Source organism: Alteribacter lacisalsi (assembly GCF_003226345.1).
GTDB lineage: Bacteria > Bacillota > Bacilli > Bacillales > Salisediminibacteriaceae > Alteribacter > Alteribacter lacisalsi.
In genome coordinates, this window is record NZ_PDOF01000002.1 from 500,078 (window position 1) to 526,463 (window position 26,386).

The following is a 26,386-nucleotide window of genomic DNA, read 5'->3' on the forward strand; positions in this document are numbered from 1 at the left end:
CGGAAGTCCTGCATAAAAGAAGCCCGGCTTTCACTCGTGATGAATGCCGGGAGTGCTTTACAGTGCCTTGTTATTCCTGTTTCTGAAGGGCGGCGCGTTCTTCATCAGAGAACACGCGGGAGCGGGTGAGGAAACGCTTGCCCTCAGGGCCCTCAAGGGAAAACATGCCACCCCTTCCATTAACCACATCAATAATCAGCTGGGTATGCTTCCAGTATTCGTACTGGTCTTTCGCAATATAAAACGGAGTGCCCCCGATTTCACCGAGCTTCACGTCCGAGCGGCCGGTTTTCAGCTCGCCGTCTGCATAGCACATCGGGGAGCTGCCGTCACAGCAGCCGCCGGACTGATGAAACATGAGGGGGCCGTGGCGGTCCTTCAGTTTTTCAATGAGCGCGAGAGCACTGTCGGTCGCGGTTACACGTTCGACCATCGATTGTCACCTCCTGTTTCAGTAGAGTGGAGTGTAAAGCGAGTGTCCGCATTAGGACATAACGCAGAAAAAGCAGATGAAGTATCCTGATTCGGCGGGAATCGGGATATAACGCAGAAAAAAGCAGATGAAGTGTTCTGATTCACCTGCACCCGGACCTTTACGATGCTCACCCCTGGGACTGGGGACCCCTCTTTGCATCAAACATAAGCTGAAAAGTAAGGACGGCAGCCGCACAGGCGGTACCGTCCTCTTTTTTGGTTTTGGCTTAAAAGAACCCGAGCTTGTCTTCGCTGTAGCTCACGAGCAGGTTCTTCGTCTGCTGGTAGTGGCTGAGCATCATATGGTGATTTTCCCGGCCGATTCCTGATTTCTTGTAGCCGCCGAACGCTGCATGGGCCGGATAGGCGTGATAGCAGTTTGTCCATACACGGCCGGCTTCAATCTGGCGTCCGAAGCGGTAGGCAGTGTTGATGTTTCGCGTCCATACACCTGCACCGAGTCCGTACAGAGTGTCATTTGCAATGGAAAGGGCTTCTTCAGGGGTTTTAAACGTTGTAACCGATACAACCGGCCCGAAGATTTCCTCCTGGAACACACGCATTTTGTTGTCGCCTTTAAACACAGTCGGCTGGACGTAGAAGCCGTCCTTCATGTCGCCGTCAAGCTGTGCCTGCGAGCCGCCAACCAGACACTCGGCACCTTCTTCTTTTCCGATTTCAAGGTAGGAGAGGATCTTTTCGAGCTGCTCCTGTGACGCCTGGGCGCCCATCATCGTGTCCGTATCAAGCGGGTTGCCGGTCTTGATCTGCTTTACCCGTTCTATGGCACGCTCCATAAACTTGTCGTACACAGATTCATGGATAAGTGCGCGGGACGGGCACGTACATACTTCACCCTGGTTGAGAGCGAACATGACAAAACCTTCGATCGCTTTATCGAGAAACGCATCGTCCTGATCCATAATGTCCTCAAAGAAAATGTTTGGTGATTTTCCGCCGAGCTCGAGGGTAACCGGGATGATGTTTTCAGATGCATACTGCATGATCAGGCGTCCGGTCGTTGTCTCACCGGTAAAGGCGATTTTGGCGATCCGGTCGCTCGAGGCAAGCGGTTTACCGGCTTCAACACCGAATCCGCTCACGACGTTAAGTACACCTTTCGGCAGAAGGTCCTTTACAAGGTCGAGCCAGACAAAGATCGAAGCCGGTGTCTGCTCGGCAGGCTTCAGCACAACGCAGTTACCAGTGGCAAGTGCCGGAGCGAGCTTCCACGTGGCCATAAGGATCGGGAAGTTCCACGGGATGATCTGACCCACAACACCGAGAGGCTCGTGGAAGTGGTACGCCACGGTATCGTTATCAATCTGACTGTTCGTTCCTTCCTGGGAACGGATCGCACTGGCAAAATAGCGGAAGTGGTCGATCGCCAGCGGAATGTCGGCATTTAGTGTTTCACGGACAGCTTTTCCGTTGTCCCACGTTTCGGCAACGGCCAGCATTTCTGCATTCTCTTCCATACGGTCAGCAATTTTAAGAAGGATATTGGATCTTTCAGTTACGGACGTTTCACCCCAGGCTTTTTTTGCGGCATGGGCAGCATCGAGTGCTTTTTCCACATCTTCCTCGCTGGATCGTGCTATTTCGCAGAATACCTTTCCTGTGACCGGGGAGACGTTTTCGAAGTACTCGCCTTTGACCGGTGCGGTGAATTCGCCGTTAATGAAGTTGTCGTAGCGCGACTCGAAGTTCACTTTTGCGCCGTCTGTGTTCGGATTGCTGTAGATCATCTGACTCACTCCTTCTCATTTTCATATAGGGTAAGCGCTTACAAAGAAGTTGGCAGCTTCTGATGAGAAACCGGATATTTTGCCCGGTTAACGAGTATTTTATCAGAAAATTCTGTTTCGATAAAGAATTTAAAATGAGCCCGGACTTTATTGTGCTTTTGGAGGGTAAAGAAGGAAGAAGGACCTCTCATTAAAAGAAATTATTCGCTACCCGAAACAGTTCGGTTTATGGTAAAGTAGTAAGAAGATTTGTTAGATTGACGAACAATTCTGCTCATCTGTTTCTGAAAATTTTGAAACACACATACACATCCTGTAGAAGCAGTAAATGGAGGCATCATCATGAGAAAGCTGTTCCCTTTTTTACGTCCGTACCGGATTCCGATCGTGATTGCTCTTTTTCTCACGCTCGTGGAGCTGACGGTGGAATTATTACATCCTTATTTTATGAGCCGGATTATCGATGACGGCATTATGCAGGGCGACATGAGCCAGGTAATTTACTGGGGCGCGATCATGATCGGCTTTTCCCTGATTGCGTTTGCGGCCGGGATCACCAACTCGTTTTTTGCGGCCCACACGAGCCAGGGCGTCGGGTTTACCCTCAGGAGCAGTCTGTTCAGGAAAATCCAGTCATTTTCGTTCGCAAACTTCAATAAGTATCCGACTTCGTCCCTCATCACGCGGATGACGAACGACGTGACGCAGCTGCAGAACACCCTTTTTATGAGTCTTAGGATCATGCTCCGGGCACCGCTCCTCGTAATCGGAAGTGTCGTCATGGCGTTTATCGTCAACCCGGCACTCGCTCTTATATTTGTTGTAGCCGTGCCGCTTCTAATCACGTTTCTCCTCGTTATTATGAAGCGCGCAGGCAAGCTTTTTAAGGAAGTGCAGAAGCGCGTGGACCGAGTGAACGGCGTGGTTCAGGAAAACCTGGTTGGGATGCGGCTGATCAAAGCCTTTACCCGCCGGAAGCATGAAAACAAAAAATTTACCCGGGCCAGCGGCGAGCTTCGGGACCGGACGACGAAAGCGCTCCGGACGGTGGAAATTACGATGCCGATCATTCTTCTCATCATGAACCTGAGCATTATGGCGGTTCTCTGGTTCGGCTCGTTCCAGGTCAATACCCAGGGAGCCAGTGTCGGGGAAGTGGTGGCGATCGTGAACTATGCGACCCGGATGAGCGGCGCCATGACCGTCTTTTCCATGATCATTATGATCTTCTCCCGTGCGAAGGCCTCCTCCCAGCGGGTAGGCGAAGTGCTTGAGGAAGAAATCGATCTACGGGACGAAAAAGGAGCCGATAATGATCGGACGATTCATGATGGCAAAATTGCTTTTGACCGCGTTCAGTTTCATTATCCGGGCACCGATACACCGGTGCTGAAAGACCTCTCATTTCAGGTGAACCCCGGGGAAAAAGTGGCGATCATGGGCGCAACGGGATCAGGTAAGTCATCTCTGTTCCAGCTCATTCCCCGTCTGTATGACGTAACAGCTGGGACGGTGTTCATTGACGGTAGAGACATTCGGGGGATGACGATGGAGCGCCTTCGTAAACAGATCGGCTTTGTGCCGCAGGAAGCGATGCTCTTTACCGGTTCAATCAGAAACAACATCCTCTGGGGCAAGGAGGACGCCTCGATGGAGGAGATTGTGGAGGCCGCGAAAAGTGCCCAGATACACGACACAATCGCAGGTCTTCCGAACGGCTATGAAACCGAACTCGGCCAGAAAGGTGTCAACCTTTCCGGCGGCCAGAAGCAGCGCCTGTCCATTGCGAGGGCCCTCATCCGGAAGCCGAAAATCCTTCTTCTGGACGACAGTACGAGTGCTCTCGATATGAAAACGGAGGCACGTCTGCTTAAAGCCATTTCAGGCTATAACTGCACGACGATGCTCATCACCCAGAAAGTGAGCACCACGATGAGCGCGGACAAAGTACTGCTGATTGAGGATGGCCAGATTACCGCTGAAGGTACGCATGACGAGCTGCTGACCCATTCCACGCTCTACCAGCAGATTTTCGCATCCCAGCTCGGTGAAGGAGGTCCGAAGCATGCTTAATGAACTGAAAAAACCGTTTCAGTATAAAAAAGTGGACCTCGACAGGCTGGAAGAGGGAAAAAGCGGGGCGTACTCGTTTCAAAAACCGAAAGCCGACAACTTCTGGGGCACCGTGCGCCGGATCGGCAGTCAGCTCGCCGAGCGGAAAGGGATGCTCACGTACGTGATTCTGATGATCGTCGTCAGCTCCGCCATGGCCCTTCTCGGACCGTTTCTGGTCGGATTTTCGATCGATAACTACATCGTCGATTTGAATGCGGGCACCCTCGGATGGATGCTCATCGCCCTCGCGATTGTTTACGTCCTGCATTCCCTGTCGGTCTGGCAGCAGCACATGTGGATGATCCGCATCGCACAGGACACGGTTTACAACATGCGGACCCGCCTTTTCCGCCAGCTGCACAAGCTGCCGGTGCCGTTCTTTGATAAACGACAGCACGGGGATCTGATGAGCCGGGTCACAAACGACATGGAAAACGTCAGTAACACGCTGAACAGTTCTGTGATTCAGATCGTTTCCAGCGTTCTCACCCTTGTGGGGACAGTGGCGGTTATGCTCTGGCTCAGTCCGCTCCTGACGCTCGTAACGATGCTCATCGTTCCGGCAATGGTGTTCGGGATGAAGTGGATCACCAAGCGCACAGGCAAGCTGTTCAAAGCCCAGCAGAAAAACCTCGGTGAGCTGAACGGCTACATCCAGGAAACGATGAGCGGTCAGCGCATCGTGAAAACCTTCTCCCAGGAAGAGCGCGTAATCGAGGAGTTTATGGAAAAAAACCGGCGTCTTCGCGGCACCGCCTTCTGGGCCCAGACGTTTTCCGGCTTTATTCCAAAGCTCATGAACATGCTCAACAACCTCAGCTTTGCGGTAATCGCGTTTATCGGCGGTGTGCTGGCGTTAAACGGCGTGGGCGGCATCACGATTGGCGTGATCGTCATTTTTGCTGAATATGCCCGCCAGTTTACCCGCCCGCTGAACGACCTGGCCAACCAGTTTAACCTGCTCCTGTCGGCTGTTGCCGGTGCCGAGCGGGTGTTCAATATCATTGACGAGGAAGAGGAAGCGAGCGACGAGGCAGATGCAGGTGAAATCGACGGTGTGGTCGGTGAAGTCCGGTTTAAGGACGTATCGTTTTCCTACGACGGGGACGACGGGACAATCAGCCATCTGAGTTTTACCGCCTCTCCTGGTGAAACGGTCGCGTTCGTCGGACCGACCGGTGCCGGAAAAACGACGCTGATTAATCTTCTGAGCCGCTTTTACGAGGCGGACGACGGGGAAATTACAATTGACGGCCGGGACATCCGGACGGTAAAGCGGGAAAATCTGCGGAGGCAGATGGGCTTTGTGCTTCAGGACTCGTTCCTGTTTGAAGGTACAATCCGTGAAAATATCCGCTACGGCAGGCTCGATGCGACCGATGAGGAAGTGGAGGAGGCGGCACGTCTCGCGAACGCCTACTCGTTTGTGGAGAAACTGCCGGACGGTTTTGATACGAAGCTCTCGGTCGATGGCGGCGGGATCAGCCAGGGGCAGCGGCAGCTTCTCGCCATCGCCCGCGCGATCCTCGCCGACCCGTCGATTCTCGTCCTCGATGAGGCAACGAGCAGTATTGATACCGTAACGGAGATCAAGATTCAGGAGGCACTGCAGCGTCTCATGAAAGGGCGCACAAGCTTTGTGATCGCCCACCGCCTGAACACGATCCAGCAGGCAGATCAGATCATCGTCCTCGATCAGGGCGAAATCGTGGAAAAAGGCTCCCACGAAAGGCTGCTTGAGGAAGGCGGCTTTTACCACGGCCTGTATCACAGCCAGCTGAAGCAGGAAATGCAGCCGAGTACGTGAAGATGCTGCAGATAAACCGCTCCTGAAATATACGCCGCTTTCCGCGGGAAGCGGCTGAGCCTCCGCGTGCTTCGCACTGCGGGGTCTCACCTGCGCTTTTCTTCCCGCAGGAGTCGGCGTATATTTCATACGCTAGTCAGTTGTTAGTTTACATTCTCATCTGAACACTTTTCTTTTGTCCCTGTCTCTGTTGTGCGATTCATGTAATAGGCGTGTGAGTACTACCAATCCACTCTCTTAAATCAGAAAATAAGCTGATAGAATCAGACACTCTGCCCTCAACAAAGGGGTTGGGGTGCATATTCTGATAGTGTTCCATTAATTAATTGAGAGGAGGGCACGCCATGTGGGATTCACTGTTTGGATACGGGATTCAGTCAGGTGTCGGGATTTTCGGACTCCTGTTTATCGTTCTGCTCGGAACGACGATCTGGGGCGTGCGCTGGGTGGTGACCATGAATAACGAGCGCGAAAAACGCTACATCGAGGTCATTGAAAAGCAGGCGACGAGTCTTCGGGATCTCGAGCAGATACAGAAGGACGTAAATGAGATAAAAGAAGATATGAAAGATTACATTTACGGAAAAAAAAGATAAGAGGGCGAATCGCCCCCATGCAGGCGCCGGCTTAATGTCAGGCGCTTTTGTGCTACACGGCCGTATAAACCGGGATAAATGTAAACGGAGGAATGAGAAGGAACACGGTCGACACAATAAGTCGCTGCGTCTCGAATCCCTCGAGTTTTCTTAAGGCCACGAGTACAGCCGTTACGTACACCGGCCAGACGAAAAGTGTTACCACCATAACACCTAAAAGAATTCCCCCAGGACCGGCTCCGGCAAAAGAGATCACAGGAATCATCAGCCACTGAAAGGTAACAAAAAGAATAATAGAAAGCCAGAACCAGACAGGCAGAGAGCGGGCGAGCACGTGATCATCTCCTTCATAAACCTGCTAAAATATGTAAACTAAAGTTGCCAGTCCAGTATACCACCGCATACATAAAAAAGCCCGGGAATTTTCACCCCCGGGCTGGCTGGAATCAGCCTTTTCTTTTCACGTTCGTCATAACAAAACCGCTTTTCGGCAGCGTCGGCATACGGTGCATGTCGTAGCTTAAGTCCTGTTCCGGTACATCGTACGTCACTTCTTCCGCCAGAAACTTAAACACTTCGCGCATCACAAGCACCGTCATCCATTCTCCGGCGCAGCGGTGACCCATGTGATGATCTCCGCCCCCCTGAGGAACGAAGCTGAACGGGCTTTCGTTCCAGTTTTTAAACCGCTCTGGAATAAAAGACTCCGGATTTTCCCACGAATCAGGGTGCCTGTTTGTGCCGTAAATATCGAGAATGACCTTCGTACCTTTTTTAAACTTATAGTCGTTCCAGCTGAAATCCTTCCGCGCTTTCGCGGCCATGGCAGGCACGAATGGATAGTAGCGCCGCACCTCCTGGGCAAACATCTTGCTGTATTCCTCACCGCCGCTGCGGATTTTTTTTACGGTATCCGGATGCTCGTGCATGGCGGCGGCCCCGAAGGTAAGTAAGTAGGCTGTAGCCATCAGCGGGCGGTAGGAGTTGTTCAGTTCAACAGCAGCCGTTTGCAGCGGGAGCTGCTTTCCGTCCATCTCGCGGTGAGTGGCAACGATGTACGCTGCGGTGTTTTCCGGAAGCTTCATCTCGCCTTTACGCACCGCTTTGATGATCCCTTCCACCCATTTTTCCTGGCTTTGGCGCGCTTTTACCCCTTTTCTGAACCGGGAGAGAGAGCCACCGAATGAATCAACCATCTCTGCCAGTTCCCGGGTCCGCTGCTTCACGTCCTGATCTTCAAGAGGAAGACCGGCCCATCTCATCCCGCTGACGGCGAGGACGTCATTCATTTCCTCGAAAAAAACCACATGATCCCGGTTTACCCACTCGTCAGCTTTTCTGTTAAGCTCGTCACGTACAAGGCGCTTCATGTCCTCAAGGCGCTCAGGTGTGACCATGGAAAGAAACATGCGCTTGCGGTGTTTGTGGGCCTCGTCGTCAAGCCCGTGAAGACCACCTTCGCCGAGCAGGGATTTTTCAAGCGGCTTTGGAGCAGCCCCGTCACGCTTCATAAGAGCTTCATCGTAAAACAGTTCTGCCGCTTTTTCCCCGCAGATCACGACGGCTTTCTGGCCTACAAGGCGTGTTTCAAAAATATCCGATTCAAGCTCACTGCGGCGGGACGGGAGAAAATGAAAACCTTCCTTCAGAAGTGCCAGTGTGCTGTCTAATGTTTTTTCCTTTGGTACAGGTGTTTTTACGTTCATTCAGACCGCTCCTTCTTTGGTTTGTCTATGCCTCTAAACTGCGGATAATTTCTGTTACGATTCGTTTGTATGTATGCCCCGCAATTTCCGGTATATACCTGTTTCATTAATACCCGCCGGAAGCATAGAGGTAAACGCATGAATTCTCATGATTAAGAGCAGGATTCCGGCAGAATGGAACGAATAGGAAACGTAAAGACTGACAGAGGAGTGATCCGATTGCTGAAAACAGAGCAGTTCAGCCGCACCGAGCAGGCGGAAATCCGGATGACGCGAAGCAGACTCGAATGTATGGGCGGACGGGAAGGTAACCCGATGGGGTGTGAAATCAGAGAATTTGGCAGCACAACCGCATTTGCAGTTAAAAACATTCCGGGCCCATCCTACAACACGGTAAAAGGATTTTACATCGAGGATCTGATGCATCTGGACGATATTCTCGCCTTTTACCGGGAAAAAGAGATTGAGCCCCGTTTTGAGCTTACGCCGGTTCATACAGACCGTGAATTGTTTCTTGCACTCGCGAAGAAGGGATACGGTCAGACCGGGTTTCATACGAGCCTTGAAGGCAGCGTCAGCAAACAGCAGAATACGCCTGTTAATATTGATATCCGCGCTTTTGGGAAGGATGAATTTTACCTGTATGCAGACTTATATGCCGAGGCGTTCGAAATGCCTCCATTTACGGTGAGAGGTATTGAGGAAAACAACCGGGTCCTTTATACCGAGCCGGGCTGGCACTTTTATCTGGCCGTCTGCAAAGGAAAACCAACCGGAATTGCCGCCCTCTACATAACCGGTGAGACAGCAGTACTTGCAGCATCCGGAACCCGGCCGGCGTTTCGCAGACTTGGATGTCACACAGCTCTAATTGAGGCGCGGCGGAAAACAGCAGCCGAAGCAGGCTGCACCATGCTGGCAGGGCAGGCGACTTTCGGAGAAGGGAGCTTCAGAAACATGCACCGTGCAGGAATGCAGACCGTTTACACAAAAGCGGTTTGGGAGCACCTTTAATCAGATGATTTGAAAAAACAGCAGAGCGGGTATATGATAAACAAGGACAATGCGCTTACTTTTTGAAAGTGGAATGTGGCACACTTCAGGAGGACCTTTATGAAAAAACTGATTCAGGGCATTCATCATATTACGGCGATAGTTGGCCATCCACAGGAAAATATCGATTTTTATGCGGATGTTCTCGGGCTCCGGCTCGTAAAAAAGACCGTTAACTTTGACGACCCGGGTACATACCATCTGTACTTTGGCACCAGGGAAGGGGCGCCGGGCACGATTATGACCACTTTTCCATGGAACGATGCGGCACCGGGAAAAACCGGAACCGGTATGGTTGGTGTCACGCCATTTGCAGTTCCGGAAGGGGCACTGACGTTTTGGAAAAAGCGTCTGGAGAGCAAAAACGTGCAGGTGCACGAAACCGAACGTTTTGGGGAAAAATCCCTGGCTTTTGCTGATCCCCACGGCCTGAAGCTGGAGATTACCGAACGTTCCGGCGGGGAAGCGAGCGACTGGGCCTACGATACGATCACATCCAGCGAAGCGGTTAAAGGCTTTGCCGGTGCCGTACTGTACACAGCCGATCCCGATGCGACAGGCGAGGTTCTGACCAGCGTGATGGGCCTTGAAAAAATCGGCGAAGACGGCTCTTTCGTCCGCTTCAAAGCCGAGGCGCCGCTCGGCAATGTGATTGATCTGGATACATCCATTACAGAAGCAGGCGGCTACGGCGTGGGAACGGTTCATCATATTGCCTGGCGGGCAGCAGATGATGACGATCAGCTCGAATGGCACCGACACGTGGAAAAGGCCGGCTTCCGGCCGACCGAAGTGATGGACCGGCAGTACTTCAAGGCCATTTACTTCCGTGAAAAAGGCGGTGTTCTGTTTGAGATTGCCACCGATCCGCCGGGCTTTTTATGGGATGAGGACGAAAGCGAACTTGGAACCCATCTGAAGCTCCCACCATGGCTTGAACCGGCACGTGAAAAAATTGAGAACATTGTTCTTCCGATTACGATTCCAGAGAAATAGAATGAGGTGAATACGATGAAAGCTATTTTTGAAAAAAGAGACGAAACAAATCCATACACTTTGCTGCTTTTACACGGAACAGGCGGCAATGAACGGGATCTGCTTCCGATTGCCGATATGATTGATAAAGGAGCGTCTGTGCTCAGCGTACGGGGAAACGTTCTCGAAAACGGCATGCCGCGCTTTTTTAAGCGTCTTCGTGAAGGGGTTTTTGATGAAGAGGACCTGATCTTCCGGACAGATGAATTGAAAAACTATCTCCATGAGGCAGCAGAGGAGCACGGATTTGACCGTGATAAAGTGATTGCCGTCGGCTATTCCAACGGAGCGAACATTGCGGGCAGTCTGCTGTATCATTATAACAATGTGCTTAACGGAGCTGTCCTGCTTCATCCGATGGTTCCCCGCCGGGGCATCGAACTGCCAGACATGAGCGGCACGCCGGTATTTATCGGAGCCGGGAAAAACGACCCGATCTGCCCGCCGCAGGAAACAGAAGAGCTGGAGGCTTCGTTAATGGAAGCCGGCGCGGCCGTGGAAGTATTCTGGGCCGATCAGGGCCATCAGCTCACCCGGGAAGAAATTGACAACGCTGCTTCCTGGTATAAAAAGGTGACGAAAGGGGAGTAGATGCCTGTGAAAGCCATCGACCCGGCGAATCTGTCAAAGAAAGAAAATTACAGGTTTTTAACGGAAACGATTATCCCCCGGCCGATTGCCTTTGTGACAAGTGTATCGGACGAAGGCGTGCTCAACGCCGCGCCGTTCAGCTATTTTAACGTTGTGTCCGCCGATCCGCCGATTCTGATGATCTCCATCGGAAAACGTGGCGATTCAAAAAAAGACACCTCGCGAAACATCGTGGAAAAAGGCGAGTTTGTTGTACACATCACTGACGAAAAAAACGTGCAGGAAATGAACGCTGCCGCAGCCAATCTGCCGCCGGACGAGAGTGAAGTGGAACGGGTCGGCCTTACACCTGTCGAGAGTACGGCAGTGAGTGTTCCCGGGCTTAAAGAATCCCAGGTCCGCTTTGAGTGCCGTCTTGAAAGGCATCTCGCGTTTGACGGGAAGGAAGCATCCACCGACGTGGTTTTCGGCCGGATTGTCCAGTATCACGTGGACGAAAGTCTGATGGACGAGAACGGAAGCGTCCAGGCCGACCTGCTGCGTCCAATTGCCCGCCTGGGCGGGAAAGATTACGCTAACCTCGGGGAGATCTTTTCCATCGAACGTCCGAAATAACGCGCAAAAAGACCAGTCCTCATGCCAAAAGGGACTGGTCTTTTTCAGCTTCCCTGAGATTTAAGAGGAAGCTCTGCTGCAGGCCGCCCGTTATCCACGGTGAGGCCGGCTTTTTGAACAGGCTTTTGTCCATTGCAGTTCTATCCGGTGTCAGCCACTGGTCGGCGCCATCGCACGTTGCCGGCCACGATTCCAATCAGAATCACAGCCACCCCCGCCCACTGGAGCGTACCGACGGTTTCGTTAAGCACCATTGCCGACAGAACGACTGCAACGGGCAGTTCCGACGCGCTGAGAATCGTCCCTGTGCTTGTGCCGATCCGGGGCATCCCGATCGCGAACAGCAGAGGCGGAAGTGTGACACCGAACAGACCGAGAAAAAGGGCGTACGGCGTAATTGCCGTAAAGGAGGCGGCACTGTCAAACACCGCAAACGGCGGGAAGACAATACACGCAAAAATGAGACCGCCAGCAGCAAAAACGGCGCTTTTCTGAACGGCCGGCACGTTACGGCCCACGTTGCCGCTCACAAACACAAACGTCGTAAACGTAAATGCTGACAGCATGCCGAACCCAACTCCCTGAAGCGACAGGTTTGTGACGCCGTCGGTAATCAAGCCGACCGCCAGCACAGAGCCGGCAAGCAGAACGGCAATGGCAGCCCACTGCTGAACAGACGGTCGCTTTCTGTAAATCACATAATCAAACAGTGAGCCGACCCAGACGAATTGAAACAGAAAAATGATTGCCAGGGAGGCATCAAGCGTCTGAAGAGAGAAGTAGTAAAACGTACCCGTAAGCGCCATCGGAATGCCGGAAATGAGCAGAACCCCCGCACTCTTAAGCGTCAGGCGCTTCTTTTTACTGAACAGCCAAACAAGCCAGATGAGGGCGGTTCCGTAAAAAAACTGGCTCACCGTAATCTGTGGAATGGAAAAACCGGCTTCGTAGGCGAGTTTTACACTTGTGGATAACGCACCTAAGAAGCACCCGCCCGTAAAAACGAGCAGGGCATACATCCATAACCGCACTTCTGCCACCTCCTGAAAACATATAAAAGCCACACATCTCAAAAAAAGACGTGTGGCGAAAAGTAAGAGTTCTTTGTCTCTCAGAAAAAATCCACGTCCTCCGTTATGATGACCGGAGGTTTTAGTCGTACTTCTTTCACTATTGTAGAAAGGTCGCATCAATCTGTCAATCTCTCACAATAAAGGAGCGGTCGCATTGAAAACAGTCGATCTGTTAATCACAAATGCACATGTACTTACGATGGAAGGTCAAGGTGTAGGCTACATACACAAAGGAGCAGTTGCCGTGAGCGGCAGCACAATCGCAGCCGTTGGGCCAACTGACGAGGTAAGCCGGGACTTCCCGGCCCACCGTACCATTGACGGCACTGGAAAAATTGTCATGCCAGGGCTGATCGATGCCCATATGCACACAGGACTGACCCTGGTCCGGGGCGTGGCTCAGGACATGAACGACTGGATGCAGAAGGGGATCTGGCCGTTTGCGAAACACCTGACCACAGAGGACAAGAAGCTCGGCTCCATGGTCAACATTCTAGAAGGTATTCAGGCAGGAACCACCACTTTTGGTGATTATAACGATCATATGCTTGATCTGGCTGAAAATTACGAGCAGACTGGCGCACGAGCAGTAGTCACGGAGATGGTAAATGAAATGCCTGAGACGATTGTCGATCTTGAAGTCGGCGATCTGTATCCGTTTGATCCATCCGTCGGCGAGGAAAAAAAGAGACGAAATGAGCAGCTGCTCGAGAAGTATCCGTTTACAGAAAAAGGGCGGATTACTGCTCTTTCAGGACCCCAGGGACCGGACATGATGAGCCTGGAACTATTAAAAGAGATGCAGCATCTCGCAAACATTCACCACACGAAACTCCATATGCACGTAGCCCAGGGAGACCGTGAAATCGGGCAGATGGAAAAGCGCTATGGCAAACGGAGCATACCGTTTCTGGAAGAACACGGTTTTCTCAACAACCGACTTCTTGCTGTGCATCTGACTGAAGCAACGGATGAAGAAACGGCAGCCGTTGCACGAAGTGGTGCAGGCATGATTTACTGTGCCGGGAGTATCGGCATCATCGACGGGCTTGTCCCGCCTATGCTCACCTTTCTTGAAAACGGCGGCCGTGCCTGCCTCGGGTCCGACCAGGCACCGGGAAACAACTGTAATCAGATGTTCAATGAAATGAAGATGGCGGCGATCTTGAACAAAGTAAAACGGAAAGATCCCTCCGTTTTTAACGCCACGCTTGCAATCCGTTCAGCCACAATTGAAAGTGCCAGGGTACTCGGCCTCGAAGATCAGATCGGGAGTCTCAGACGAGGGAAAAAAGCCGATCTCATCGTTATCGACGCAGAACAGCCGTCTCTTTTTCCGGTACTCACAGATCCGGTCAGAAACATCGTTCCCAACCTTGTGTACTCAGCCCGCGGGCACGAAGTGGAAATGTCCATAATCGACGGACGGATTGTAATGGAAGACCGGAACGTGGTGACAGTGGACGTAAAGACGGCAGTAAAAGCCGGTCAGAAAGCCGCAGATGCTCTCGTACAGCGGGCTTCTGCTGATCTGAAACAGGCAGACAGTGATGTGGTGAAGATGGTGAAGCAGGGCCTGCTGTAGAAGCCGCAGTCTAAATGCGTCTCTTTTTCCAAGGAAAGGGAGGTTTTGAATTTCTCCCCGGTGGTAGAAAGAAACTAGTAGCTGAATCTATGGAGGGACTGGTGACAGATGGAGACGGAGAAACTGGCAGGATGCGAGAACAAGCTCGGGGAGGGGCCGCTCTGGTGCGAGGAGGACGGACGCCTGTACTGGGTTGATATTGTAGGCTCTGCGATTTACGAGTTTGATTATGATGAGGCTGAAATCAAAAAATACCCGACAGAAAAACGGCCGACTGCCCTTGGACAGAAAAAAGGCTCAAGCCGGTATGTGGTGCTTGAGGACGGGCTGTATCTTTGGGAAAAAATAACGAATACAGTAGAACCGGTCGATGTACTTGACCTGCCGGACGGTGTCCGGTTTAATGACGGCAAACTTGACCCATGGGGCCGCTTCTGGGCCGGTACGATGGGCGAGAAAGGCCAGAAAGAGGCAGGTGCCCTTTACTGCTGGGATACTGATGGAACGCGCCAGACTGTGCTCAAGGATGTAACCACCTCCAACGGACTGGCATGGGATAAGCAGGCGGTAACGATGTACTACATCGACACAGGAACCCGGTGCATATTAAAGTTTCATTATGATGAAACCACCGGCGCCATTGCAAACAAAGAAATCGTCTATACGTTTCAGGAAGAAGACGGAGTGCCTGACGGGATGACCATCGATTCAAACGGCCTTTTATGGGTAGCCCTGTTCGGCGGCTACCGGGTGGCGGTCATTAATCCGGAGCTTGGAGAATGGGTCGACACGGTGGACGTTCCGGCGAAAAAAGTGACATGTCCTGCTTTCGGCGGCCCGGACGGACGGGATCTGTTTATTACAACAGCTTCTGTAGGACTGACGGAACCAGATCTGATTGAGTATCCTGATTCAGGCAGTCTCTTTGTGGTCAGAGGCGTAAAGTAACACGAAAAGCGGCTCACCCTGAGTGTTTGGGGGGGAGCCGTTTTTAATATGGTTTTTTGTAAATTATATTTGTTAGTATATCTCACTGCAGGCGGACGCTTTCCGCGGGCATCACTTCAGTTCTATGATAGTTTTTTCTGATATCAATTGTACGTAAACTCCGTTTCCACAACAGCCAGAATGGTCAGCGTGCCCGGCTGGATCGGTGTCCCCTCCGCAGAGGCATAGAGTGCTGTCTGAAACGGCACTGGTGTTGTAGATGGTGATATTTCACGTACCGAGACGGGAGGAGTATCTACTAAAACACCAAGTTCCTCCCCGATGGTTTCAGCTTTTCTGCCCGCATCCTGCAGGGCGAGTGTCAGTGCTTCATTGTAAAAGGCGGACGGATCGGCGAGGGAAAACTGAATGGAAGAGATGGAATTGGCACCTGCTGCCACCGCATCATCAACAACCGGTCCGGTCAGTTCGATATCGTCGAGTGTGACCCGGAGCTGGTGGGTGACTCTGTAGCCTCTGAACTGCTGCTGGCCGTCTACAAAATCGTATTGTGTATCGATACGGTACTCGACCGTCTGGATGCTCTCTTCAGGAACCCCGAGCGCGGTGATGGCGTCAGTGACCGCACTGATCGCTGCAGCATTTTCCTGCTGGGCGGCACTCACTTCCGTTTTCTCGGTTATGACCCCGACAGTAATGTTTGCCTGGTCGGGAGCAGAAGAAACGGAGCCCTCACCTTTAACTTTCAGGATGTTTCGGGTCTGGTCGTTCCGGTATGCCGGTCGATTCGGTTGCTTCGGATACATGGATAAGCCCCCCGTGTAACGGAATATGTGCACTACTAACCAGTTTATTTGAAAACCGGATCAAATAGAACCGGTGAACGGTTGAATCCGTGAAATTTCGTTCTGGTGTAACGCAAAAAAACCGGCGGAAAGAATTCCGCCGGGGCATGATACCGAACATTTTGAGCTATTTCACAAACCCTTGAAGCACGGCTTTGATCTGGAAATAGTCAATGTGGTCGGGCAGGGCTTCCTTCAACGGCTTCAGGCCTTCGGAAGGGTCTACCTCGGATACCACATGCTTAATCGTATCCTGTGCGTCAATATCTATGATTGCTGAAAAATCCACCTGTTCTCCTTCTTCGGCGCAGCGAAGCAGGTGTTCACCGGCAGTGGAGCATTTGATGCCCCGTTCTTCAGCAATCACGTCAAGTGTGGCGCCGTCCTTAAACATTCGAAGAGTAATCAGGTGACTCGGCACTTTGTCTTCCTGTTTACTGCCGCCCGGAGTCGAAGGCGGCGCAAAATCACCACCGGACATACTTCCCGCCTTACGATCGCTGGAATCTACAATGCCCTCTTCAGGATGTGTCTCCACATACGTCCGGATCCGCTCGAGAAACGGTTCGCCGTACTTTGCGATTTTCTGCTCACCGACACCTTTTACAGAGAGCATTGTATCTTCATTCACTGGAAGCCGGTTGCACAACTCTTTGAGCGTCTGATCGGAAAAGACCATATACGGTGCCACCGAATGCTCCCGTGCCAGTTCCCTGCGCAGTTCCCGGAGTTCTGCGAACAGGGGATGGGTTTCCGCAATCCGCTCCACGCGCCGTTCTTCTTTCTTTTCCACCTTCTCGGTACCTTTCAGAACCGGAACCGCCTTTTCACCGAGGGCGAGAACCGGATAGGTGCTGCCGGTCATCCGCAGGTATTCCTCGGCTACCAGATAATCAATAAACTGGCCCACATCTTTCGCAGAGCGGGTTTTCATCAGGCCGTAAGTTGAGAGTTTGTTAAATCCCAGTTCTCTTACTTTCTGATTGGCCGAACCGGTAAGCACCTGGGCAACCACTGTTTTGCCGAATCGCTCGTTCATTCGTTTGATACACGAAAACACCATCTGGGCGTCACGTGTGACATCCTGTGTTTCCCGGTTGTCGGTACAACTGCTGCACCGCCCGCAAGGATCTGCGCCGTGATCACCGAAATACTCGAGAATAAAGCTCTGAAGACACGCTTCTGTGTGACAGTAATTAATCATCTGCCGTAGCTTACGGTATTCATTTTCTTTCCGATCGTCCTCCGAATCACTCTGGTCAATCAGAAACTGCTGCACACGCACGTCCTGGGGCGAGTAGAGAAGTATACACTCACTCGCTTCACCGTCCCGTCCGGCGCGTCCTGCTTCCTGATAATAGCTTTCTATGTTTCTCGGAATCTGATAGTGCAGCACGTAGCGCACATTTGATTTGTTAATACCCATCCCAAAGGCATTCGTGGCCACCATTACATCGATCCGGTCATACACAAAGTCTTCCTGACTAGCCTGCCTGGCAGTGCTGCTCATGCCGCCGTGATACTTCCCGGCGGGAATTCCCTTACGTTCCAGAAGTTCCTGTACCCGTTCCACTTCTTTACGCGTCGACGCATAAATAATCCCCGGTTCACCTGCATTTTTACTGATGTAGTCAATCATGTAGCGGTCCCGGTCCTGACCTTTCAGAACATGAAAGGACAGGTTGTCCCTTGCAAATCCGGTCTGCACCACGTGATCCGCTTCAATCCCGAACGCACGGCAGATGTCATCTCTAACTTCCGGTGTCGCCGTGGCGGTAAGGGCAAGGAGGGATGGACGCTGCCCAAGATCCTGAATGACGCCGGGAATCCGCATATAGCTTGGCCTGAAATCATGTCCCCATTGAGAGACACAGTGGGCTTCATCTACAGCAATAAGGGAAACGTCCAGAGTACGAAGCAGACTCACAAAACCCGGCATCTCAAAGCGCTCAGGGGCAACATAGAGAATTTTCACTTCTCCTTCCCTGACAGAAGCGATTACAGCCTCAGACTCCTCGTAGCTAAGGGAACTGTTAATAAACGCAGAGCCGATCTGTGCCTCGCGAAGCTCATCCACCTGATCCTTCATCAGGGAAATGAGCGGCGAGATCACAAGCGTAAGGCCGGGAAAAAGAAGGGAGGGAATCTGATAGCAGATTGATTTTCCTCCGCCGGTCGGCATTATTCCCATTACAGGATTACCTTGAAACACCCGGGTAATAATCGTTTCCTGACCCGGCCGGAAACGGTCGTATCCAAAATGCTTATGAAGCATCTGTTCAGCTTGTTGAATCATCACGGAGGTGCTCCTTTCTGCTTGATATTAAAGCCCCGAAAAAGGTGAAATAAAAAAATTTAACGTATAAAACAATTGCTGTTTACCATTAAATAGATTGAACATCCGCCTGCAGTGTGAAAAATCTAAATGATAGGAAACTCGTTCCTTTCGCGCAGAGCTACACGCGCGGCAGTGAGACCCCTGCGGCAATGGTGGCCAGGCTAGCCGGCATCGCCGCGGAAAGCGAACGGACGGAGTGAAGCGAAGCTTCTGTTTAATAAGTCATTTTCAGTGAAACGGATTTAAAACACCTTTGTAGTCCAGTCCTCACAGTTCCACACATCTGTCACCACGTCTTCATAAAACTCAGGCTCGTGACTGATCAGCAGAATACTGCCCTTATAAGCCTTCAAAGCACGCTTCAGTTCCGCTTTGGCATCTACATCCAAATGGTTGGTCGGCTCGTCCAGCACCAGAAGGTTGGTTTCACTGTTGATGAGCTTGCAGAGGCGAACCTTCGCTTTTCCCCGCCGCTTAACACGGAAACCTTGCTCTCGATGTGTTTTGTCATCAGGCCGCATTTGGCAAGCGCCGAACGGACCTGCGCCTGGCTCAGGGATGGGAACGTATCCCACACTTCCTCGATGCACGTATTGTTATTGGTCGTTTTAATTTCCTGCTCAAAGTACCCGATGTGAAGGTGTTCGCCGCGCTCGACGGTCCCGCTCACCGGTTTGATTTCCCCAAGCACCGAGCGGAGGAGGGTCGTTTTCCCGATCCCGTTCGCACCGGTGAGGGCAAGCTTCTGTCCCCGCTCCATCCGCAGATTCAGAGGGCGGGAGAGAGGCTCGTCGTAGCCGATCACAAGGTCAGTGGTTTCAAAAATCAGCTTTCCTGGTGTGCGGGCCATCTGAAAACGGAACTCCGGCTTCGGCTTTTCCTGCGCCAGCTCAATAACATCCATCTTGTCGAGTTTTTTCTGGCGGCTCATCGCCATATTCCGAGTTGAAATCCGGGCCTTGTTCCGGGCCACAAAATCCTTCAGGCCGGCAATTTCCTGCTGCTGCTTTTTGTACGCCGATTCAAGCTGCTGCTTTTTCATCTCGTACACTTTCATGAACTGGTCATAGTCACCAGCGTATCGGGTCAGTTCCTGATTTTCCATATGATAGACCAGGTTAATAACGCTGTTCAGAAACGGAATGTCGTGGGAAATCAGAATAAACGCGTTCTCGTATTCCTGCAGGTAGCGCTTGAGCCACTCGATATGCTGCTCGTCAAGATAGTTGGTCGGCTCATCGAGAAGGAGAATATCCGGTTTTTCCAGAAGCAGCTTCGCGAGCAGAATCTTTGTCCGCTGTCCGCCGCTTAAATCGTTCACGTCACGGTCCAGACCGATTTCATCAAGACCGAGACCACGGGCAATTTCCTCCACCTTTGCGTCTATCACGTAAAAATCATTGTTGGTGAGCATGTCCTGGAACGTGCCGACCTCTTCAAGAAGGGCTTCCAGTTCTTCGGGAGACGCCTCGCCCATTTTTTCGTACAGGCTGTTCATGTCCTGCTCCATATCGTACAGATACTGAAACGCCGTCTTCAGCACGTCACGTACCGTCAGACCTTTCTGAAGAACAGTGTGCTGATCCAGAAAGCCGACCCGCACATTTTTCGCCCATTCGATTTTTCCTTCGTCCGGCTCAAGGGAGCGGGTAACGATGTTCATAAACGTGGATTTTCCTTCTCCATTCGCGCCGATGAGGCCAATGTGCTCACCTTTCAGGAGGCGAAAGCTCACATCGTTAAAAATCGCCCGGTCACCGAACCCGTGACTCAGGTTTTTCACTGTTAAAATACTCATTTCTGTCACATCCTCTGCATGCGTATCTTTACTCCGGGGCCCTGGCTGGGGTACACTTTGAGGTAGAAAATCCGAACCGACGGACCCGCAAAAGGAGATCATCATGACTAAATTTGAAAATCAGTTTCAACCATTTATCCAGTCGGCCTGGGAAAAAGCCGGCTTCACAGAACCAACGGCCATTCAGGAAGCAGCAGTGCCGCTTCTATTGAACGGGCTTGACGTGATCGCAGAGTCTCCCACAGGCACGGGAAAAACATTGGCATACCTTCTGCCGATTTTACACGAAATTGACCCGGAAAAGAAGGACATCCAGGCGGTTATTTTAGCCTCGTCCCAGGAACTTGTGATGCAGATTCTGGAACAGATCCAGCAGTGGGGCCAGGGGAGCGGCATCCGTTCTGCTTCTCTGATTGGCGGTGCTAACACAAAGCGCCAGCTCGAAAAGCTGAAAAAGAAACCTCACATTGTTGCCGGAACGCCTGGACGTGTCGCTGAACTGGTAAACCAGAAAAAGCTTAAAATGCACGAAGTCCGTACGCTCGTCCTGGATGAAGGAGACCAGCTCCTCACCTCCGAGCACCAGGGGACAATTGAGGGAATCATCAAGGCCACCCTCCGCGACCGCCAGCTCGTCCTGTTTTCAGCCACCGTGCCAAAGGAAACAGAGCAGAAGGCAGCCGCACTTATGAACGAGGCGGAAGTGATCCGCAAAGAACGTGACACAGAAGCGTCAGGTAAAGTAGACCACGTATATATTGTTTCTGAAGCCCGGGAAAAGGTCGATGTGGTAAACAGCCTTGTGAAAAACGAAAAGATGAAAGCTCTCGCCTTTGTAAACGATATTGGTGAGGTTAACACGATCGGAGAAAAGCTCGCCTTTAAAAAGGTGGAAGTAAGCATCCTTCACAGCGAGTCGAAAAAAGAGGAGCGGAAGCAGGCGATTACCCGTTTCCGGGAGGGGAGCACGCCGCTTCTCGTTGCCACAGACGTGGCAGCCCGGGGACTCGATGTGACCGGACTCACACACGTTATTCAAATGGATGTGCCTCGTGACGCAAAGCAGTATACCCACCGGGCCGGCCGCACCGGACGCCAGGGAGCGGACGGTATGGTAATCTCCCTCGTGGAACCGAGGGAAGAACGGGATCTGAAGCGGGCCGCACGTGATGCAGGCGTGACGCTCCGTGAAATGAAGCTGAGTCGTGGAAAAATTGAAAACGTGAAACCGGACGAGGGATCTGATCCTTCACCGAAAAAGAGACACACGCCAGGCACGAAAAGTCGTCAGCCCGCCGGTGTACGTGCAGGAGCCGGCAAAAAGCCCAGTGTGAAAAAGAAGAAAAAGAAAAAATAAGTATACCTCTCAGTTAGTAAACCTCTATTATGCGCAGCTGACGCCAGCAGCGTGACTCCTGCGGCAATGGGAGCCAGGCGAGACCCCGCAGGGCGAAGCCCGCGGAGGCTCGCCGGCACCGCCGCGGAAAGCGAGCGGATGGCGTTCAGCGGAGCTTTGCAAACTGACGGAAGGGTATACTCATTTCATTAAAGAAAAAGTAATATGCGGAAGCCCCGTTTCTGATCATTGCAGAAACGGGGCTTTTATGGCGTTTAAAAAACCTGTACTTAAACCTGTTCCACCTCAAACGCCGTCTCATCCACATCATCCATCAGGTGAGAGCGCTTGCCCGGCGTCAATAGGTATAGTTCATGCATCGCCCGTGTACACGCCGTATAAAACAGGTTCCGCTCTGCTTCTTCCGCGTAATTTTCCGCCGACGCATCATAAAGAATGACCGCATCAAATTCGATTCCTTTTGCCAGATAGGCGGGAATCACAACAAGCCCCTTACGGTACGAGTGAGTTTCCTTATCCACAAGCTGGACGTCGAAATACTCGGCAAGATACGCACTCACAGCCTCGCTGTCCCGTATCGTTTTACAGATCACTGCGGTATTTTCGATGTCCCGGCCGCGAAGCTCTTTTACAAGAGACACGGCCCGCTTCTGCATGGCCTGCTGGCCATCCGCTTCAATCACGACCGGCAGACGTCCTTCACGGGTAAACGGAATAATCTTATCGCCGCCACTGATCAGCTGTGAGGTAAACCCGACAATCTGGGCGGTGGAACGGTAGCTGCGCATCAGCGTAATCCGTTCGGTCCGGGCTGTACCGGTTCCCGCCTTTTCCGCATCCTCATCGATCGGCGTCGGGTTGTCGATCGCATGAAGGTAGATCGACTGGTTCACATCCCCGAGAAGCGTCATCCTCGCCTGGGGAAACAGCTCTTTTAAATAAGCGAACTGGAACGGGGAATAGTCCTGAGCCTCGTCAATAAACACATGACGAATGTGCGTCAGCGGGCGCCGGCCTTTCAGCTGATCCTGAAAATAAAGGTAGGGAGTAGCATCCTCCCAGTTCAGACGCTTTCTGTGAATCTCCTCAATTGAGGTCTCACAGACCGCCCGATATTCCGGATGCTTTCCTGCTGCATCTTCATAAAAATCCCTGTACGTCTTAACAGCATTTACAAAAGCGAGCTGCCGGATTTTCCGCTTCAGGGGCACAAGCTTTTTCTTTACAACCCGTTTACTGAGCCACTCCCGCTCACGGTCATAGTCATCAAACGTCGCGTCGGTAAATTTCTTCGAGCTCTCGAGCTTCTGGAATCCTTCGAGGTATTCCGATTTGTCCATCAGCTGGATTTCTTCTTCGACCCAGAGCTTCTGCCACTCCTCCCGCTGAAACGCTTTGATTCGCTGCAGCAGCCAGTCAGATGTTAATTCCACCCGATTTGAAAGGGAAACAGATCGGTCCAATCCGTAAAAGTAATCCCGGATTTCATCTTTTGACACAAGTTCTTCCCCACGGAACTTCACCGGCAAAAAGTGAAGGCCACCGCTGCCGAGCTTCGTCATATACTCATCGATCCACTTTTTAAATACAAGGGAGGATTTCAGCTGTACCGCTTCTGTCCGCACAGTTTTCCCCTGATCGGAAGGAGCACCGAGAAACCATTCCATCTGATCGAAAGGATCCTCCACACGAAACGTGCGGCTCAGTTCCTTCTGGACATATTCATTGAACGTCGTCTGCCACATGTTTTCCTCACCGAGCTCCGGAAGCACGGTGGCCACATAGCTGTTAAACAGAGGATTTGGCGAAAACAGCACCATGTTCTCAGAAGTCAGGGACTCCCGGTGGGCATAGAGGAGGTAGGCGACCCGCTGCATGGCCGCAGACGTTTTCCCGCTTCCCGCGACTCCCTGAACAATCAGGTAGCGGCTTCGTTCGTTACGGATAATCTGGTTCTGCTCCCGCTGAATCGTGGACACAATTGATCTCATCTGCGGAGAAGATTCGCTCCCCAGCAGATTCTGAAGCAGTTTATCCCCGATCGTAATACCTGTATTAAACAGACCTTCAATTTTCCCGCCGCGGATAATAAACTGCCGCTTCAGGCGGATTTCCCCTTCAATATCACCCTCAGGCGTCTCATAGGACGCGGGGCCGGGGGAGTAGTTGTAGTACATACTTGAAATCGGCGCGCGCCAGTCGTAGATCAGAAACTCTTCGTCCTCCTGATCCATTAGGGAGGCGATGCCGATATAAACGGTTTCCGTCTCCGGTTCACCTTTTTCCTGAAAATCAATGCGGCCGAAGTAGGGGGAGTCATGCAGATCTCTCAGCGTTTTTAACCGCTCTGACTTCTGGCCGTGGCTTCGTTCGCGCTCAGACAGGAATTCGGCCTGCTGCTTGAGGCTTGCCTGGGTTTCGACGACATCATCCGGATCATCCAGGTTTACCGTCACATCGTCCCAGAAATCTTTACGTACCTGAAGGATTTCCGATTTCACATCGCCGGACGCTTCCTGAAGCTCCTGCTGCTTCTGCTCGATCGTCTCAACGACCTTGTCCACCCGATGCTGTTCTTCCTGCCACTGTTTTTCTTCGCTCACGGAACCACTCCTTTAACTGGTTGACAGCCTTATCCTTATGTAGTAAAATTAAATATGGATAATAAATACACACAAGTAAATCTTTACTACACAGATGTTTCCAGTGTAGCACACCGTTGTGGACGCCACAACGATTTTTTTATGTTCCAACAAACACCGAAACGAAACACGCAGCCCGCCTCGTTCCAGACAATGGAACCGGCGGGCTTTTTTGATCCATTTTAATATCCAGTTATGCTCCCCGGCAATTAATCCCGTCCGCTGTTCTGTTTCTGCTGTTCAAGTTCTTTTTTTGCCAAGTCATGATTGGCCTCTTCCTGCATACTAAGCTCATCTGCCGCATCCCCTCTGTAATGGGCATCCGGGGCAGAAGACTGGGGCTGCTGAACTTGTTCTTCCGCTTCATTTCGCGCGAAGGGCTGTCTGTCGCGGTCCTTTGCCATTGAATATCACCTCCAGCGTTAGTATCCGGTCTGTTTCGCCGTTTCATGCGGACGAACGACCCGTTAATAAAGGAATAATTGCTGGAGGGGGGCAGGTTTTTTTATTTACGGGGGCGCTAACCATATTATTTCCAAACTCCGCACCAGCATAAACCGATTCCCTTGCCAAAACAAAAAGCCTGCCCCTCAGGACAGACTTTCCAAACTTACTCCTCCTCCTCCTCATCTTCAACCTCGAGGGGAGGCTGGTTTGCGCCCTGGGTCACCTCATAGCCCCGGGTCTCCAGCAGATCAACAATGCTGTTTTCCCCGAGCAGGTGAAGAGCGCCCACAACTACAAAGTACGTGTCCCCGTCATTGTACCCGTCTTCTCCATTCAGAAACGCTTCGATCTGCTCCGTCATCGCCGCATCACGCTCATCCGAGAGGGCGTCAAAATACATCAGGTAATCCTCCGGCTCATCTCCAGCCGGCGCACGAAGCTCTGCAATTCCTTCTGTATCCCCGATGCGCCACATGCTGATCAGCTCCAGCAGTTCATCACCGAGCGTGTCGTATTCCTGAAGCGTCTCGCTCAGCATCTGTCCCTGAGTTTCAAGAGCCAGCTGATCCTGAAGAGCCAGCTGATCCTCTACCGTTTCAAGGCCGATAATGTCCTTCCCGTCCTCCTCGGCACGGTCGAGAAAGTGCATATCAATTCCAAGTTCAGGCGAATAGCCCGCCGTCATGGACACAAGCGTCACGAGCGCCTCCTGCACAAACCACGGCTTTAAACCTGACAGAATCTCACTGTCATTGATTCCGAGAGGCTGCAGCAGAAAGGCCAGCCGCTTGAAGTCCTCCTCGGAAATGTAATCTTTCAGGCTCTCATCATCTTCAAGCATCCCTGACTGCATGGCGAGCATCGCCATTTCATTTTCGTCCACACTCGTAAAATCAATTTCAAACGCCGTTACATCAGCGGAATCGTAGGCGGCTTCAATATCATCATGGAGCGGATACAGCTCCTCGGATCCGATATGGATCGACCCGAGCAGATACACCGTATTTTCCCCGTTCATCACTTCATAGAACACTCCGCGGGAGGGCTCCATATCCAGGGTAAACCGTTCCTCATCAATAAAAATAAATACATCATTTTCTGTCAGCGTGCGAACAACACTGTATGTATCAGACCCCACCGACAGATCAAGAGGGTTGTTTTCAATATCGACACTTTCCAGCTGGTCCAGCTCAAGAAGAGGACTCAAATCCTCCAGCTCGTTCCCGAAAATCACAAGCTCCTCAAGATTCTCAAGCTTCTCGATCCCCTCAAGACTCTCAATTTCCCGCTCAAACGCATGCAGCGTCCGCACCATAGCCAGATTTTCCTCGTTCAAATCCCCGTTATTTTCCAGCCCAAGCGATTCACGCACAGCCTCTTCCAGATTCTTATCCTCAAAATACTGGACCTTGCTCTCCGTCGGCTCCGAACAGCCGGCAAGAACCACAGTCAACATTCCGGCAAGCAGAATGCCATACAAATACCTCATGGTAACCCCCCTCGTAAAACATAACCCATCTATGTAAAACTTTGTATTTTTTCCGAACAAATCTCTTCTAATCCCCATCTTACTAAATAATGTAAGGGTTGAAAATAGGGCAAATCGAATGTTT

The 26,386-nt window shown here is 51.8% G+C and carries 20 protein-coding genes and 1 pseudogene; 10 read left to right on the forward strand and 11 right to left on the reverse strand.

Annotated features, from left to right (window positions below; translation table 11 throughout):
- Window positions 1–70: 70 nt before the first annotated feature.
- Complete coding sequence (locus tag CR205_RS13920; RefSeq protein WP_110520713.1) at window positions 71–433, reverse strand: DUF779 domain-containing protein; 363 nt, start codon at window positions 431–433, stop codon at window positions 71–73.
- A 268-nt stretch (window positions 434–701) separates the two neighbouring features.
- On the reverse strand, window positions 702–2,222 hold the full coding sequence (gene adh / locus CR205_RS13925) for an aldehyde dehydrogenase (RefSeq protein WP_110520714.1): 1,521 nt from the start codon (window positions 2,220–2,222) through the stop codon (window positions 702–704).
- Window positions 2,223–2,564: 342 nt separating this feature from the next.
- Here adh and CR205_RS13930 point away from each other — a divergent pair, with 342 nt between their 5' ends.
- The 3 genes from CR205_RS13930 to CR205_RS13940 all read left to right on the forward strand — a co-directional run bounded on the left by CR205_RS13930 (window position 2,565) and on the right by CR205_RS13940 (window position 6,740).
- Entirely contained in the window at window positions 2,565–4,295 is a 1,731-nt protein-coding gene (locus tag CR205_RS13930) for an ABC transporter ATP-binding protein (RefSeq protein WP_110520715.1), read from the forward strand.
- The gene (locus CR205_RS13935; protein ID WP_110520716.1) at window positions 4,288–6,144 is read left to right on the forward strand and encodes an ABC transporter ATP-binding protein; all 1,857 of its coding nucleotides are present in this window, start codon (window positions 4,288–4,290) and stop codon (window positions 6,142–6,144) included. The genes CR205_RS13930 and CR205_RS13935 overlap by 8 nt, the downstream gene beginning before the upstream one ends.
- A 344-nt stretch (window positions 6,145–6,488) precedes the next feature.
- Window positions 6,489–6,740 (forward strand): BhlA/UviB family holin-like peptide, encoded by a 252-nt coding sequence (locus CR205_RS13940; RefSeq protein ID WP_110520717.1) that lies wholly within the window; start codon window positions 6,489–6,491, stop codon window positions 6,738–6,740.
- 52 nt (window positions 6,741–6,792) lie between these two features.
- Here the strand turns inward: CR205_RS13940 and CR205_RS13945 are convergent, their stop codons facing one another.
- A complete protein-coding gene (locus tag CR205_RS13945) occupies window positions 6,793–7,074 on the reverse strand; it encodes a hypothetical protein (protein WP_110520718.1) in 282 nt (93 codons plus the stop codon).
- Window positions 7,075–7,186: 112 nt separating this feature from the next.
- Window positions 7,187–8,446 carry a cytochrome P450 gene (locus CR205_RS13950; RefSeq protein ID WP_110520719.1) on the reverse strand — a complete coding sequence of 420 codons (1,260 nt, stop codon included), beginning with the start codon at window positions 8,444–8,446 and terminating at the stop codon, window positions 7,187–7,189.
- 219 nt (window positions 8,447–8,665) lie between these two features.
- On the opposite strand from CR205_RS13950, the gene CR205_RS13955 reads away from it, so the two are divergent.
- From CR205_RS13955 to CR205_RS13970, 4 genes are all read left to right on the forward strand, one after another.
- Window positions 8,666–9,460, forward strand: coding sequence for a GNAT family N-acetyltransferase (locus CR205_RS13955; protein ID WP_110520720.1), 795 nt, complete (start codon window positions 8,666–8,668; stop codon window positions 9,458–9,460).
- A gap of 99 nt (window positions 9,461–9,559) precedes the next feature.
- Window positions 9,560–10,495 carry a ring-cleaving dioxygenase gene (locus CR205_RS13960; protein ID WP_110520721.1) on the forward strand — a complete coding sequence of 312 codons (936 nt, stop codon included), beginning with the start codon at window positions 9,560–9,562 and terminating at the stop codon, window positions 10,493–10,495.
- A gap of 15 nt (window positions 10,496–10,510) precedes the next feature.
- Complete coding sequence (locus tag CR205_RS13965; RefSeq protein ID WP_110520722.1) at window positions 10,511–11,125, forward strand: alpha/beta hydrolase; 615 nt, start codon at window positions 10,511–10,513, stop codon at window positions 11,123–11,125.
- Between the two features lie 6 nt (window positions 11,126–11,131).
- Window positions 11,132–11,740: a flavin reductase family protein gene (locus tag CR205_RS13970; protein ID WP_110520969.1), complete on the forward strand. Its 609-nt coding sequence runs from the start codon at window positions 11,132–11,134 to the stop codon at window positions 11,738–11,740.
- Between the two features lie 140 nt (window positions 11,741–11,880).
- On the opposite strand, the gene CR205_RS13975 is transcribed toward CR205_RS13970, so the two are convergent.
- Window positions 11,881–12,771, reverse strand: coding sequence for an EamA family transporter (locus CR205_RS13975; protein WP_110520723.1), 891 nt, complete (start codon window positions 12,769–12,771; stop codon window positions 11,881–11,883).
- A gap of 196 nt (window positions 12,772–12,967) precedes the next feature.
- On the opposite strand from CR205_RS13975, the gene CR205_RS13980 reads away from it, so the two are divergent.
- Together CR205_RS13980 and CR205_RS13985 are read left to right on the forward strand one after the other, a co-directional pair.
- Window positions 12,968–14,398, forward strand: a complete 1,431-nt coding sequence (locus tag CR205_RS13980) for an amidohydrolase family protein (RefSeq protein WP_236634843.1) — start codon at window positions 12,968–12,970, stop codon at window positions 14,396–14,398.
- Window positions 14,399–14,506: 108 nt separating this feature from the next.
- The gene (locus CR205_RS13985) at window positions 14,507–15,346 is read left to right on the forward strand and encodes an SMP-30/gluconolactonase/LRE family protein (protein WP_110520724.1); all 840 of its coding nucleotides are present in this window, start codon (window positions 14,507–14,509) and stop codon (window positions 15,344–15,346) included.
- Between the two features lie 143 nt (window positions 15,347–15,489).
- Here the strand turns inward: CR205_RS13985 and CR205_RS13990 are convergent, their stop codons facing one another.
- The 3 genes and pseudogenes from CR205_RS13990 to CR205_RS14000 form a co-directional block, all read right to left on the reverse strand.
- Window positions 15,490–16,152 carry an SIMPL domain-containing protein gene (locus CR205_RS13990; RefSeq protein WP_110520725.1) on the reverse strand — a complete coding sequence of 221 codons (663 nt, stop codon included), beginning with the start codon at window positions 16,150–16,152 and terminating at the stop codon, window positions 15,490–15,492.
- A gap of 166 nt (window positions 16,153–16,318) precedes the next feature.
- Window positions 16,319–18,487 (reverse strand): DNA helicase RecQ, encoded by a 2,169-nt coding sequence (recQ, locus tag CR205_RS13995; protein WP_110520726.1) that lies wholly within the window; start codon window positions 18,485–18,487, stop codon window positions 16,319–16,321.
- Window positions 18,488–18,771: 284 nt separating this feature from the next.
- A pseudogene (locus CR205_RS14000) lies at window positions 18,772–20,327 on the reverse strand (ABC-F family ATP-binding cassette domain-containing protein).
- Between the two features lie 103 nt (window positions 20,328–20,430).
- On the opposite strand from CR205_RS14000, the gene CR205_RS14005 reads away from it, so the two are divergent.
- A complete protein-coding gene (locus tag CR205_RS14005; RefSeq protein WP_110520727.1) occupies window positions 20,431–21,684 on the forward strand; it encodes a DEAD/DEAH box helicase in 1,254 nt (417 codons plus the stop codon).
- Window positions 21,685–21,953: 269 nt separating this feature from the next.
- Here CR205_RS14005 and helD read toward each other — a convergent pair whose 3' ends face one another.
- The 3 genes from helD to CR205_RS14020 all read right to left on the reverse strand — a co-directional run bounded on the left by helD (window position 21,954) and on the right by CR205_RS14020 (window position 26,262).
- A complete protein-coding gene (helD, locus tag CR205_RS14010) occupies window positions 21,954–24,287 on the reverse strand; it encodes an RNA polymerase recycling motor HelD (RefSeq protein ID WP_110520728.1) in 2,334 nt (777 codons plus the stop codon).
- A gap of 248 nt (window positions 24,288–24,535) precedes the next feature.
- On the reverse strand, window positions 24,536–24,730 hold the full coding sequence (locus CR205_RS14015; protein WP_110520729.1) for a hypothetical protein: 195 nt from the start codon (window positions 24,728–24,730) through the stop codon (window positions 24,536–24,538).
- 206 nt (window positions 24,731–24,936) lie between these two features.
- Entirely contained in the window at window positions 24,937–26,262 is a 1,326-nt protein-coding gene (locus CR205_RS14020) for a TraB/GumN family protein (RefSeq protein ID WP_161524786.1), read from the reverse strand.
- Between the last annotated feature and the right edge of the window lie 124 nt (window positions 26,263–26,386).